A 13,249-nucleotide genomic window follows, 5' to 3' on the forward strand; every position below is an offset into this window, starting at 1 on the left:
TGCCCGTCGGACAACCGATCGCCCCTCTTGAGTGCTCAAGCCAACGCGATGATCTGCTCTTGGCGCCGGTCGCCCAATAGCGCAATCACCTTGTCCCGGGAAAAGACGTAATCTTCGGGATCAATCAGCGCCTTGTAGCTATCGATTGATACGTTACCCAGCACGCTCGCGGTATTGAATCGGTGGCACAAAAGATTGCCTTCAATGACCTCATCGACTTCGAACGCGATGAACACCGTCGACACACTCAGGCCCCGAGACAGAAGGCTGAAGCCGAACCGCACCCACTTGCCCTCATGCAGGGAGTGCTGGAGCAACACCTCCATTGCGGGCCCGCTCGATGCTTGCCTCGACAGCAACGTGAGGCTTGAATCCAAGACCTCGTCGGTGGCAGCCGGAACCCATTGGTGAAAGATTCGACGAGTCAATTCGGCGAGGGTAAAACTGCTCGGCATCGGCACAGGCAGGCTGGCTTGCGGGTTATCCAGCAACATTGCACCCGTTACTCTCAGCGCGATCTTGTTGGCCTGATTCCATAAATCGGCCCGGGTGAGATCAGGACATTTGTGAGAGGCGACCAATTGAGCATAAAGCAGCGCATCCAAACCGTCGCACCGGTCCGACTCCAGCAATTCATCCGCAACCAGAACCACCGTACCGGCACATATGAACGTTTTAACACCGACCTCTGTATTCATTGATGACTCCTTATAAAAAGGCCAGAGGCGCATACCTCTGGCTTGAATGAATGTCAGGCGGTGCCAAACTCATAACTGAGCGCTTTTGCACGCTGCTCGGTCAGTGCCTGGACGATCAGAGGCTCGACCGACAGGAAGTCTTCTTCCTCCATGGTCATGCTGGCGTAGCCGTGGTAAATGTCGACGCTGGAAGTAGCCCACTCCACAAACAGTACTTTTGTCGGTTGAGCCGAGGCGAAGTACTGCACAGCAGCAATGGCCATGCTGATAGTCCCGTCCTTGGCTTCCAGAGCGCTCGACATGCAGAAGTTACCGCCTTCGGCTTTCTTGGCGTTGCGGTCAAAAAGTGCCAACGCTTCAGGCTCATCCTTCAGCGCCTCCATGGTCGTGTCTGCCACATTCTTGAGCGCTTTCAGTGCGGTAGCGCCCCGAGCCACCGCCGCTGTCACCGCAGTGTTGAGAATGGTCAGCGCAACGTTGTCCATGGTCAGTTTTTCGGAGGTGGCGTTGTAAAGATCGTAGGGCTCACTGAAAGCAAACCAGCCCGCCAGCTTCATCAATCGCATGAATTCGTTGTAACGCTGTTCCTTCTCTCTGGGAGAAGGGAATTTGAGCAAGGCCACCAGATCGGCGTACATATAAGTATTTTTCACAATGCGCTTGCTGCGCTTGGACATGCTTTCGTCAAAACCCGCGATGCCTGTCCCCATGATGGCCGCGTTAAGTTCATCCTTGTCGATGGGCAGGTTCGAGCCAACGGACAACTTCATTGTGCGCGGAGCCGGTTGAGCGGCGATAAAATCATTGCACTCCCGAATCAAAGCAATACGTTGTTCTGCGGTAACTGCCTGCTTGGATAATTCGTTCACAACATTCATTCCCTTTATTAAATAAGTACGCCTTCATGGCGTAATTCAAAACTAACAAACCCAAAAAACCGTGACAACCTCAAGAGAATTCAAGACATTACATCTACAACCCTGAAATACATAAGTACACGATCACATCGAAAACTCGATCTCTTTTCTCCTCATATCCTTTACCGTTTCCGCCAGACCCGATCGGTACTGATCCATCTTTCGAGGGTTAATCACTAAGCGGCGGGATTGAATATCAAGTTGCGACATTGAATGGTCCACCTCCCAGAACAGGTACCTGGAACCCCAGGTATTGCTCAGCATGCGCACGTTGCTGATAACTATTTCCAGTTCCTGATTGCGATTGTAAAAGGCGGGAGAGAAGCTGAAATCGCCCGACTTCCTCGTACTTTGCGTCAGCAGGTCCAGCCCGTCTGGATGGGTTTCGAGAAATTTGAAGGTCTCTCTCATCTGCCTGATTTTTTCCCTGCTTAACAGTGTCGACATCGACTTTTCCCAGATATCGAGAATATTTCCGGAAACATTCTTTTCCACGACGATTACCGGTGCACCTTCCAATTCCCAGCCTACGGACCAGAGTGCTCCTGAATAGAATTCAAACCAGTCGGCCGGACGACGTTGACTGTCATGACGCAGATCAGCCTGGTGCTCCGCCCATCGCATACTGTCCTTGATGTACTGCTTGTCCTGATGACTGACTCCGGAAAAAAAGGCCCACACATTATTTTCCACAACACTGGAACTACTCACGCTCATAAACTGTTCCACAGCCTGTCCTCCTCTGTTTGCACACTCACTGTTCAATCCTTATGTTCTGAAGATTAATTACACGTTCCAATACAACCTGAAAAACAGGAAGAACACTGAAACTAACAACAATCAAGCGCGCCCATCAAATAACAACTTCGACACTTGTTGTCCGAGCTTCGTAAAAATGCAAGGCAGCCAGTTCGAGGCAGCCGCGTTATCATGTCGCCCATTCACGAAGAACCCATGATGAGGATCCGCATGACCCCTTGGCTGACGGTTGTAGGCATTGCTGAAGACGGCTTTAACGGTCTTGGTAAAAATGCCCGGCGCGCCCTGCTGAGCGCTTCGCGAATCGTCGGCGCACAGCGTCAGCTGGATCTGCTACCGGTGTGCATTCGCGGCGAGCGCCAGTTGTGGCCAAGTCCGTTTTCGCTGGCCCCGGTTCTCGAGCGCCGTGGCGAAGCGGTGTGCGTCCTGGCCAGCGGTGATCCGATGTTCTACGGCGTTGGCGCGACCCTGGCGCGTCAGGTTCCGGGCGCGGAGATGCTGGTTCTACCCGCGCCATCCTCCTGCTCGCTGGCGGCCGCCCGATTGGGTTGGCCGTTGCAGGACGTTGCCGTGCTGTCGCTGGTGGCGCGTCCCCTGGCGGCCCTCAATGGTCAGTTGTCCTGCGGCGTGCGCCTGTTGCTGCTGAGCAATGACGGTCAGAGTCCGGCCGCCGTTGCCGAATTACTGCGCGAGCGTGGATTCGGCGCCAGTCGCCTGAGTGTTCTGGAACATCTGGGCGGCAGCGCCGAGCGCCGGATCGACGGCACCGCCAACGATTGGAACGACCCGGTCATTGCCGACCTCAACGTGATCGCCATCGAGTGCCTCGCCGATCCGCAGACACCGCGCCTGTCGCGCCTCGCCGGTCTGCCGGACTCGGCCTTCCAGCACGACGGCCAACTGACCAAACGCGATGTGCGCGCCATCACCCTCGCCCGCCTTGCCCCGACACCGGGCGAACTGCTGTGGGACGTCGGCGCCGGCAGCGGCTCGATCGGCATAGAGTGGATGCGCGCTCACCCAAGCTGCCGCGCTCTGGCCATCGAGGCTGACGAAGGTCGCCAGCAATTGATCGAACACAACCGCGATGCGCTGGGTGTTCCCGGCCTGCAACTGATTCGCGGCAGTGCACCGCAAGCCCTCGCCGGACTGGAACGTCCGGACGCGATTTTCATCGGCGGCGGCGTGACTCGCGAAGGCGTGCTCGACACCTGCTGGGCACAGCTCAAGCCTGGCGGGCGACTGGTCGCCAACGCCGTGACCCTGCAAAGCGAAATGACCTTGATGAGCTGGCGCGAACGCCACGGCGGCGAGCTGACCCGCATCCACATCGCCCAGGCACAGCCGCTGGGCGAGTTCGATACCTGGCGCCAGGCCTTGCCGATCACCCTGCTCGATCTGGTCAAACCCCTCGATGCGTGACGAGACCGCCGAACAACCCGCGCCCCTGCGCAGCGGCCTGACCACCGGCAGCTGCGCCACGGCCACCAGCCTTGCCGCCGCGCGCCTGTTGCTCGGCGGTGTGGTGGCAGACGCCGTGCAGATCGTGTTGCCCAAGGGCAAGCAGGTGCAGATGCGCCTGGAGTTCTGCCGACTGACCGAGAACGGCGCCGAAGCCGGAACCATCAAGGATGCCGGTGACGATCCGGACGTGACTCACGGCGCATTGCTCTATTCCCGCGTGCAGCTGATGGCCGAGCCGGGAATCCGCTTCATCGCCGGCAAAGGCGTCGGCACCGTGACCCGTCCGGGTTTGGTGCTGGCCGTCGGCGAACCGGCGATCAACCCGGTGCCGCGCAAGATGATCAGCGATCACCTGACGTTGCTCGCCGAAGAAACCGGCTATCGCGGCGGCTTCGAGGTGACGGTCAACGTCGAGGGCGGCGAAGCCCTGGCGCTGAAGACCATGAACCCACGCCTGGGCATCCTCGGCGGGCTGTCGATCCTCGGTACCAGCGGCATCGTCCGGCCGTTTTCCTGCGCGGCGTACATCGCCTCGATCCATCAGGGCATTGATGTAGCGAAAACCAACGGCTACCTGCACATCGCCGCCTGCACCGGCAACGCCAGCGAAGACACCATGCGCCGGGTCTACAACCTGCCGGAAATCGCCCTGATCGAAATGGGCGACTTCGTCGGTGCCGTGCTCAAGCACCTGCGCAAAGTCCCTGTGGATAAACTCAGCCTGTGCGGCGGCTTCGGCAAGATCAGCAAACTGGCGGCCGGGCACATGGACTTGCACTCGCGCCATTCGAGCATCGACTTGCCGCAACTGGCCGAATGGGCGGCGGCGATTGGCGCCGACGACACTTTGCAGCAAGCCATTCGCGAGGCGAACACCAGCCAGCAGGCGTTGGCGATGGCCAGTGCGGCGGGTGTTGCCCTCGGTGACGAAGTTTGCCGCCACGCCCTGGAATTTGCCCGCAGCGTGGTGCCGGCTCAAGTACAGGTCGAAGTATTTGCGATTGATCGTCAGGGCGGCATCGTCGGCCATGCGGGAGCTTTTGCATGAAGCAGATTCTGTTGTTGGGCGGCGTGACTGAAGCGTTGGCCATCGCGCGCACTTTGGGGCCGGAACACATTTACAGCCTGGCCGGAGTGGGCCGGGTGCCGACCGATCTGACGTGTCAGGTGCGCGTCGGCGGCTACGGCGGTGCCGAAGGTCTGGCGCAGTTCATTCGCGACGAAGGCATCACACTTTTGCTCGACGCGACCCACCCGTACGCCGCACAGATCAGCCAGAACGCCGCCACCGCCGCGCAACTCACCGGCATCCCCTGCTGGGCCCTGCGCCGCCCGGCCTGGCAACCACAGCCGGGCGATGACTGGCGCGAAGTCGCCGACTGGGCCGAACTGATCACCGCCCTCGCCCCTTTCCATCGCCCACTGTTCACCCTCGGCCGCGAACCGCTGCAACACCTCGATGAAATCCCGGCGCACCAGTTCTGGACCTTGCGCGCGCTCGACGTCTACCCCGGCAACGAACGCTGCGAAGTCATCGGCGCCCGTGGGCCGTTTCTGCTGGAGGATGAACGGGCGCTGTTCGAACGCCGGCAGATCGACGTGTTGATCAGCAAGAACAGCGGCAGCACCGCGACCGAGCCGAAACTGGACGTGGCGCGGGAGCTTGGGGTGCCGGTGATGGTGTTGAAGCGACCGGTGTTGGCGAGGGTTGATCGGGAGTTTTCGACGGTTGATGACGTCATCTCGGCTCTTGAAAAACGTGATCGGGGCTGAGTTTTTTCCTCTCGCGATAGCTTCAGTTGTTGACGCAAGTCCCATGCAATGCAAATTCGAGCCGCTACACTCTCTTGAAAGTGCGCTGCGACACCAAACCGCACGACGCTTTTTTACTTATCGGCCCTGATCAGGCTAAATAGCCGCGCCTGATCGCCCACCCTACGGACCTGTCCCATGAACCGACACCGGCTCGCATTTGCCTGGATCGCCTGCTTTGCAGTGCTGTTCAACATGCTCGCCATGCCGTTGACGGGAGCGATGGCGCAGGCGGCGCAGACACCGGCCGAGCAGTTGCTGTGGAGCAGTTTCTGCACTGGCAGCGGCACGAAGATGGTGGCGATCGACATCAGCGGCGTGGATCAGAAAGCACCGCAAAACGGTGACAATCATTCGACCATGCAGCATTGCTGGTGCTGTTCCGGATCGGCGCCGGTGGTGGCGTTGCCGGGGCATTCGCCGCAGCTGTATTTCGCCCGGTACGAAAGCAATCGCAGCGTGGCGCCCGCCTTGCTGCAAGCCCCGACACCGCGCCAGCAATGGCCGAGCCTCAATCCCCGCGCCTCTCCTCTGGTTTGATTTGTTCCCGCATTTGACCTGCGTTTCAAATCGTTCTGGAGAACTGCCATGTTGAACAAATTCATCGTCATCGTTGCGCTGTTGCTGCCTGCGTGCTTCGCCCATGCCCACGAATACAAGGCCGGCGAGCTGGAAATCGCCCACCCGTGGTCGCAGGAACTGCCGCCCAACGCGCCGACCGTTGCCGCGTATTTCATCATTCACAACGGCGGCAAAACCGCTGACCGCCTGCTCAGTGTCGATTCGCCCATCGCGTCGAAAGCAGAACTGCACGAACACGTGATGCAGGGCGACCTGATGAAGATGCAACAGGTGCCGAACGTGGCTATCCCGGCCGGCGAGAACGTGACCTTCGCGCCGATGGCCTATCACGTGATGCTGATGAATCCGACCGACCGCAGCCTCCTGACCGACGGCAAGCGTTTCCCGCTGACGATGCACTTCGAGAACGCCGGTGACGTGACCGTCGAAGTGGCCGTGCAGAAGAAGCCACCGCAAGACATGCCGGAACACGCGCACGCCCAGTAACCCCTTCGGCAGACTCCGCCCATGCGCCCGCGCAGCGCCAGGTCGTCCGTGCAACGCCGTCAGACTGAACACCTGACACGCGGCAGCTGGATCGCCCTGTTCGCCATGTTGATGATCTTTATCGGCCCGCTGATTTCTCAGTCGATGCCGATGGATCAGCACGCCTCGACTTCGATGCCATCGAGCATGGACATGTCGATGGACATGGCGGGCATGGATCACTCCGCGCATGAAGCAAAACCCTCGGCCGAACACTGCCCGCCGCAATCTTCGCACCACGTTCTGTGGGAAAAGTGCGGTTATTGCAGCCTGCTGTTCAACTGCCCGGCGCTGACCGGTGGCGGCAGTTTTGCCACCTTCAGCATTCCCCACGTCAACACCTTCACCACGCCCTCCCCACGTCTGGGCCATGCCCGACAGACCTTCTTCCCCGGCGCCCGCACCCGCGCCCCGCCCGTCGCAGCGTAAACACCCACCTCTGATTGCACACGGTTGAGAAGACAGCTTCAGGCTGCCGGCCGTGTCGTTTACGACTGTTTGATGGAAATTGTCATGTCCAGGTTTTCTGCTGTCCCACGCTCGGGTTCTGCCCCGGCGTCCTTTGCCCTGAACGAAACCCGTGTTCGTTTCAGGCACGCTACCGCCGTCCTTTGCGGCGTCCTGCTGTCCCCGCTGGTACACGCCGATGAACACGCCAGCCATGCTGAAGAACTGAGCCCGACGGTGATCACCGCCCTCGCTCCGAGCTCGCCGCTGACCATCGTCACCAACCCGAAAGACCCGCGCCAACCGGTGCCGGCCAGCGACGGCGGCGACTACCTGAAAACCATTCCCGGCTTCGCACTGGTGCGTAACGGCGGCACCAACGGTGATCCGGTATTGCGCGGGATGTTCGGTTCGCGCCTGAACATCCTCACCAACGGCAGCATGATGCTCGGCGCCTGCCCCGGCCGGATGGACGCGCCGACCTCGTACATCTCGCCCGAGACCTACGACAAACTCACCGTGATCAAAGGCCCGCAAACCGTGCTCTACGGACCGGGCGCCTCGGCCGGCACGATCCTGTTCGACCGCGAGCCGGAAAGCTTCGGCGAACTCGGCACCCGCGTGAATGCCAGCGTGCTGGCCGGCTCTAACGGACGCTTCGACAAGGTTGTCGATGCCGCTGCGGGCGGGCCATTGGGCTACGTGCGCGTGATCGGCAACACCGCGCACTCCGACGATTACCGCGACGGCAACAACGACACCGTCGCTTCGCGCTACGACAAGTGGAATGGCGATGTGGCGCTGGGCTGGACCCCGGACGCCGACACCTTGCTGGAGCTGACCGCCGGCAAGGGTGACGGCGAAGCACGCTACGCCGGGCGCGGCATGGACGGCTCGCAGTTCCTGCGGGAAAGCCTTGGCTTGCGCTTCGAGAAATCCAACATCACCGACGTGCTGGAGAAGCTCGAAGCGCAGGTCTACTACAACTACGCCGACCACGTGATGGACAACTACACCCTGCGCACGCCGTCCGGCACCGGGATGATGGCAGGTCCCATGGCGTCCAACGTCGACCGCCGCACCCTCGGCGCCCGGATCAAGGCCACCTGGCGCTGGGCCGACATCCAGCTGATCACCGGACTCGATGCGCAGACCAACGAACACCGTCAGCGCGCCGCCATGGGTATCGACACCTACAAGGATCTGCCGCGCAACAAGGACGCCGACTTCCATAACTACGGGGTGTTCAGCGAACTGACGTGGTACGCCGCCGACCGTGACCGCCTGATCACTGGCGCCCGGGTCGACCGCGCCTCGGCCAAGGATTATCGGCAGACCACCGGATCGGGAATGATGTCCCGGCCCAATCCCACTGCCGACGAAACCCGCGCCGACACCTTGCCCAGCGGCTTTATCCGTTACGAGCATGATCTGGCCGACAGCCCGACCACGCTCTACGCCGGCCTCGGTCACGCCCAACGGTTCCCGGATTACTGGGAGCTGTTTTCGCCCAAGTCCGGCCCGGCCGGCTCGGTCAATGCGTTCGATTCGATCAAACCGGAAAAAACCACTCAGCTCGACTTCGGCGTGAACTACAAGGACGCCGACCTCGAAGCCTGGGCCTCGGGCTACATCGGCGTGGTGCGCGACTACATCCTGTTCGACTACACCCCGACGATGATGGGCATGAGCACCTCCCGCGCCGAGAACATCGACGCGCGGATCATGGGCGGTGAACTCGGCGCAGCCTACAAACTCACCGACCACTGGAAAGCCGATGCGACCCTGGCCTACGCCTGGGGCAAGAACAGCAGCGACGGCAAGGCCCTGCCGCAGATGCCGCCGCTGGATGCACGTTTCGGCCTGACCTACAGCGAAGACAACTGGAGCGCCGGCGCACTGTGGAGGGTGGTTGCCGCGCAAAACCGTATCGACCAGAACAAGGGCAACGTGGTCGGCAAGGATTACGACAAGAGTTCGGGCTTCGGCGTGTTCTCGCTCAACGGTGCCTACCGGATCAACAAAAACTGGAAGGTCAGTACCGGCGTCGACAACCTGTTCGGCAAGGCTTACGCCGAGCACTTGAACCTGGCGGGCAACGCCGGGTTCGGCTACCCGGCCAACGACCCGCAAGCCATCAACGAGCCGGGGCGCACGCTCTGGACCAAGGTGGACATGAGTTTCTAACCCTCAAGGGCACTCGCTCCCCTTGAGGGAGCGAGTGACAACAGACAACTAGAAGATCCAAGCCAAGCGGAGCACTCGTGATGAAACAGCCCAAACCGAATTTCTACAACCTGGCCTGGCGTTGGCATTTTTATGCCGGATTGTTCGTCGCGCCATTCATGGTGATGCTGGCCCTGACCGGCATCATTTACCTGTTCAAACCGCAGCTCGATTCGCTGATGTACAGCAGCCTGCTGAACGTCCCGGCCGGGCATCACACCGTGCCGGCCGATGACTTGCTGCAAAAGGTCAAAAGCGCTTACCCACAGGGCCAGGTCACCCAGTACCTGCCGCCAGCGAACGCCGAGCGCAGCGCGCAATTTGTGGTGAAGAATGCCGGCCATGAGCTGAACGTGTTCGTCGACCCGTACCACGGCGACATCCTCGGCGAGCAGGATGCCAAGCAGAACCTGCAAGCACTCGCCCGGGCGATCCACGGCGAATTGATGATCGGCACCGTCGGTGACCGACTGATCGAACTCGCCGCCGGTTGGGGCGTAGTTTTAGTTGTGTCCGGGGTTTTCCTGTGGTGGCCGCGAGGTCAGGCAGCGGGGATTCTGTGGCCACGCCTGAACAGTCGCGGTCGCGTTCTGTGGCGTGACCTGCACGCAGTCACCGGGTTCTGGGGCGCGGCATTGCTGCTGGTGATGCTGCTCAGCGGCATGACCTGGACCGGTTTCTGGGGCAAGCAGTACGCTCAGGTGTGGAACGTGTTCCCGGCGGCGATGTGGAACAACGTGCCGACCTCCGACGTCGAGGCCGGCAGCCTCAACAACGCAGCCCGCCAGACCGTACCGTGGGCCATGGAAAATACGCCGATGCCGATGTCCGGCGACCACGCCGAACACATGGCCCACGGCGGCATGCAACACGGCCCCGCCGCGCCGATCATCAGCCTGCAGGATGTGCAAAACATCGCCATCGAGCGCAAGGTCGAGCCGGGCTACAGCATCACAATGCCGACCACCGCCACCGGCGTGTTCACCATCGCCGTATTCGCCGACGACCCACGCAACGATGCGACCCTGCACGTTGATCAGTACACCGGCAAAGTTTTGGCCGACGTGCGATTCGAGCAGTACGGGGCTGTTGCACGGGCTACCGAGATCGGCGTGATGCTTCATGAAGGCAAGATGTTCGGCACCTTCAACCAGATCATCGTGCTGCTGATCTGCCTGATGATCCTGCTCAGCGCCGTCAGCGGTGTGGTGATCTGGTGGAAGCGCCGGCCACAGGGCAAGTTCGGCGTGCCGCCGCTGCGCCACGATCTGCCGAAGTGGAAAACCGGGGTGGCGATCATGCTGGTGCTGGCGGTGGTGTTTCCGCTGGTGGGGGCATCGCTGGTGGTGGTGTGGCTGCTGGATCGGCTGCTGTTGTCGCGTCTGGGCCGGCAAACTGAATCTGCCTCAACTTCATCATGAAACAGGCGAGATGCGCGACCTAGACAGATCTTTAAACTGCCGGGGCTTAAACTCCGGCAATTTTTAGTGTTACTGTATAACGCAAATTTGTCGCTCTGCCCGCAGCCATGCATTGTCATGAGCCTGCGGGCTTTTCTTTTGAAGAAGTGATCCACCGTCCAGATGAACAAGTACCTCTTGTCCAGCCTCTGCCTGTTCGCCCTGAACAACAGCGCCCACGCCGACAGCGCGCCGCTGACGTTGCCCACCGGCACCATCACCGCCCTGGCCAATGACGACCAGACCGTCAGCCTGACCACGCCGACCAGTGCCGGCTCGCGCTTAAACCTCAGCGCCATGGAAACCCCGGCCAGCGTCGAAAGCCTGAGCGGCGAGCAAGTCCGCGCCCGTGGTGATCGCAGCGTGCAAGACGCGGTGTCGCGCAGCACCGGCATCAGCCGCACAGGCACACCGGGCGATGGTGGTACCTCGTTGCAGGCCCGGGGTTTTACCGGGCAGAGTTCGGTGATGCAGTTGTATGACGGCAACCGCATGTACAGCGGTATGGGCACCGTGACCTTCCCGGTCGACACCTGGTCGGTGGAGCGCGTCGATGTGCTGCGCGGCCCGGCCTCGGTGCTGTACGGCGAAGGTGCAACGGGCGCGGTGGTCAACGTGATCCCGAAGAAACCGTTCGAAGGCGAGATCGAAAACCACGTGCGCGTCGGTTACGGCTCGTTCGATAGCCAGCAGCAGGCGTTCGACAGCGGCGGTTCGCTGACCGACACCCTGAGCTATCGCCTCAACCTCAACCACCTGCGCAGCAACGGCTGGGTCGATCGCGGCGACTCGTCCAGCGACTTCATCAGCGCCGCCCTGCGCTGGCAGGCCACCGATGATCTGACCTTCACCCTCGCCCACGATTACGGCGATCAGCGCCCGCAGAACTACTTCGGCACGCCGCTGATAAACGGCCAGTTGAAAGAAAGCCTGCGCAACAAGAACTACAACGTGCGCAACGACAAGCAGCACTACAACGATCAATGGACGCGCCTGACCACCGATTGGCAGATCAACGATGCGGTCAGCGCCAGCAACGAGCTGTACTACCTCAAGGCCCAGCGCCGCTGGCAGAACGCCGAGAACTACAACTTCGACGCCGACAGCCAGCAGCTCAGCCGCAGTGGTTACTTTGGCATCGGCCACAAACAGGAGCAGGTCGGCGACCGTCAGACCTTCACCTTCAAGCATTCACTGTTCGGCCTCGACAGCCAGACCGTGACCGGCGTCGACTACAACCGCATCCGCTTCCAGCTCGACAGCAACTCGCCGTTCAATGACGTATCGCCGAACGGCCAGCCGCTGGATCTGTATCACCCGCAAACCGGTTATTTCGAGAGCGCCGACCCGTATCGCGATCAGTTCGACAGCACCACAAAGCAGATGTCGTTGTTCGCCGAAAACCGCACGCAACTGAGCGAGCGCTGGTCGCTGGTGACCGGCGTACGTCGCGATTACGTGCATGTGGATCGCACCAATCTGGTCGATGGCAGCCAGAGCGACAAGACCCTGACCGGCAACAACTGGAAGGCCGGGCTGGTGTTTGCGCTGACCCAGGACACCTCGTTCTACGGCCAGGTCGCCACCAGCACGGATGGCATCGGCGGCCTGATTTCCCTGAGTCCGAGTCAGCAGCAATATGACTTGTCCACGGCACGGCAAACCGAGATCGGTATGAAGCAGCTGTTCTGGGATCAGCGTGGCGAGTTCACCCTGGCGGCGTATCGCATCGTGAAGAAAAAACTGCTGACCGACGATCCGGGTAACCCGACGCTCAAGCAGCAGGTGGGTCAGCAATCGTCGAACGGCCTGGAAGCCAGCCTCGATCTGCAACTGCCCAACGCCTGGCAACTGCAAGCCAACGCCGCCATCGTGAAGGCCAAATACGACGATTTCGAAGAAGTGGTCGGCGGCGTGCCGGTGTCACGCAATGGCAATCGCCCGGTGGATGTGCCACGTCGCACCGCCAACCTGTGGCTGAGCAAGGCGCTGACCGATGACCTGAAGGCCGGTGCCGGTGTGCGTTATGTCGATGCGCGCTACGCCGACATGGCCAACCGCAACGAGCTGCCGAGTTACACCGTGGTCGATGCGACGCTGTCGTGGAAAGCCTTGCGCAACACCACGCTGGGGTTGCAGGTGAACAATCTGTTTGACCGGACGTATGCGCAAAGCCAATACAATGAGGGGCAGCAGTGGATTCTGGGTGAGCCTCGTTCGTTCTTTGTCACGGCTGACTACAACTTTTGACTCACGGGCCCCGCCCTCACCCTAGCCCTCTCCCAAAGGGAGAGGGGACTGACCGAGGTGCCTGGGCAAGTTGCACCGACTTGAAATACCGAGTCGAACTCAGGATTTG

12 protein-coding genes are annotated in these 13,249 nt (G+C 60.7%); 9 read left to right on the plus strand and 3 right to left on the minus strand.

Annotation, left to right across the window (positions count from 1 at the left end; genetic code table 11):
- Positions 1-35: 35 nt before the first annotated feature.
- The 3 genes from ACW9HX_RS21330 to ACW9HX_RS21340 form a co-directional block, all read right to left on the minus strand.
- Complete coding sequence (locus ACW9HX_RS21330) at positions 36-698, minus strand: hypothetical protein (protein WP_457382128.1); 663 nt, start codon at positions 696-698, stop codon at positions 36-38.
- 53 nt (positions 699-751) lie between these two features.
- Positions 752-1,567 (minus strand): hypothetical protein, encoded by an 816-nt coding sequence (locus ACW9HX_RS21335; protein ID WP_457382129.1) that lies wholly within the window; start codon positions 1,565-1,567, stop codon positions 752-754.
- A 132-nt stretch (positions 1,568-1,699) separates the two neighbouring features.
- Entirely contained in the window at positions 1,700-2,344 is a 645-nt protein-coding gene (locus ACW9HX_RS21340) for a hypothetical protein (protein WP_457382130.1), read from the minus strand.
- A 240-nt stretch (positions 2,345-2,584) separates the two neighbouring features.
- On the opposite strand from ACW9HX_RS21340, the gene cbiE reads away from it, so the two are divergent.
- The 9 genes from cbiE to ACW9HX_RS21385 all read left to right on the plus strand — a co-directional run bounded on the left by cbiE (position 2,585) and on the right by ACW9HX_RS21385 (position 13,140).
- Entirely contained in the window at positions 2,585-3,796 is a 1,212-nt protein-coding gene (gene cbiE / locus ACW9HX_RS21345) for a precorrin-6y C5,15-methyltransferase (decarboxylating) subunit CbiE (protein WP_457382131.1), read from the plus strand.
- The gene (locus ACW9HX_RS21350) at positions 3,789-4,886 is read left to right on the plus strand and encodes a cobalt-precorrin-5B (C(1))-methyltransferase (protein WP_457382132.1); all 1,098 of its coding nucleotides are present in this window, start codon (positions 3,789-3,791) and stop codon (positions 4,884-4,886) included. Before cbiE ends, ACW9HX_RS21350 begins: the two co-directional genes overlap by 8 nt.
- Positions 4,883-5,611: a cobalt-precorrin-6A reductase gene (locus tag ACW9HX_RS21355; protein WP_457382133.1), complete on the plus strand. Its 729-nt coding sequence runs from the start codon at positions 4,883-4,885 to the stop codon at positions 5,609-5,611. Before ACW9HX_RS21350 ends, ACW9HX_RS21355 begins: the two co-directional genes overlap by 4 nt.
- A 177-nt stretch (positions 5,612-5,788) precedes the next feature.
- Positions 5,789-6,190 (plus strand): DUF2946 domain-containing protein, encoded by a 402-nt coding sequence (locus tag ACW9HX_RS21360; RefSeq protein WP_457382134.1) that lies wholly within the window; start codon positions 5,789-5,791, stop codon positions 6,188-6,190.
- A 48-nt stretch (positions 6,191-6,238) separates the two neighbouring features.
- A complete protein-coding gene (locus tag ACW9HX_RS21365) occupies positions 6,239-6,718 on the plus strand; it encodes a copper chaperone PCu(A)C (protein ID WP_457382135.1) in 480 nt (159 codons plus the stop codon).
- 21 nt (positions 6,719-6,739) lie between these two features.
- Positions 6,740-7,186, plus strand: coding sequence for a DUF2946 domain-containing protein (locus ACW9HX_RS21370; protein WP_457382136.1), 447 nt, complete (start codon positions 6,740-6,742; stop codon positions 7,184-7,186).
- A gap of 84 nt (positions 7,187-7,270) precedes the next feature.
- Positions 7,271-9,391: a TonB-dependent copper receptor gene (locus ACW9HX_RS21375; RefSeq protein WP_457382137.1), complete on the plus strand. Its 2,121-nt coding sequence runs from the start codon at positions 7,271-7,273 to the stop codon at positions 9,389-9,391.
- A gap of 80 nt (positions 9,392-9,471) precedes the next feature.
- The gene (locus tag ACW9HX_RS21380) at positions 9,472-10,851 is read left to right on the plus strand and encodes a PepSY-associated TM helix domain-containing protein (protein ID WP_457382138.1); all 1,380 of its coding nucleotides are present in this window, start codon (positions 9,472-9,474) and stop codon (positions 10,849-10,851) included.
- Between the two features lie 162 nt (positions 10,852-11,013).
- A complete protein-coding gene (locus tag ACW9HX_RS21385) occupies positions 11,014-13,140 on the plus strand; it encodes a TonB-dependent receptor (RefSeq protein ID WP_457382139.1) in 2,127 nt (708 codons plus the stop codon).
- Positions 13,141-13,249: the final 109 nt, after the last annotated feature.

This window comes from Pseudomonas sp. SDO52101_S400, from assembly GCF_054071635.1.

Coding starts and splice junctions, on each gene's coding strand:
- ACW9HX_RS21385 (WP_457382139.1), top strand. CDS start 11,014: ATGAACAAGTACCTCTTGTCCAGCCTCTGCCTGTTCGCCCTGAACAAC.
- ACW9HX_RS21350 (WP_457382132.1), top strand. CDS start 3,789: ATGCGTGACGAGACCGCCGAACAACCCGCGCCCCTGCGCAGCGGCCTG.
- ACW9HX_RS21375 (WP_457382137.1), top strand. CDS start 7,271: ATGTCCAGGTTTTCTGCTGTCCCACGCTCGGGTTCTGCCCCGGCGTCC.
- ACW9HX_RS21370 (WP_457382136.1), top strand. CDS start 6,740: ATGCGCCCGCGCAGCGCCAGGTCGTCCGTGCAACGCCGTCAGACTGAA.
- ACW9HX_RS21380 (WP_457382138.1), top strand. CDS start 9,472: ATGAAACAGCCCAAACCGAATTTCTACAACCTGGCCTGGCGTTGGCAT.
- ACW9HX_RS21365 (WP_457382135.1), top strand. CDS start 6,239: ATGTTGAACAAATTCATCGTCATCGTTGCGCTGTTGCTGCCTGCGTGC.
- ACW9HX_RS21330 (WP_457382128.1), bottom strand. CDS start 698: ATGAATACAGAGGTCGGTGTTAAAACGTTCATATGTGCCGGTACGGTG.
- cbiE (WP_457382131.1), top strand. CDS start 2,585: ATGACCCCTTGGCTGACGGTTGTAGGCATTGCTGAAGACGGCTTTAAC.
- ACW9HX_RS21355 (WP_457382133.1), top strand. CDS start 4,883: ATGAAGCAGATTCTGTTGTTGGGCGGCGTGACTGAAGCGTTGGCCATC.
- ACW9HX_RS21360 (WP_457382134.1), top strand. CDS start 5,789: ATGAACCGACACCGGCTCGCATTTGCCTGGATCGCCTGCTTTGCAGTG.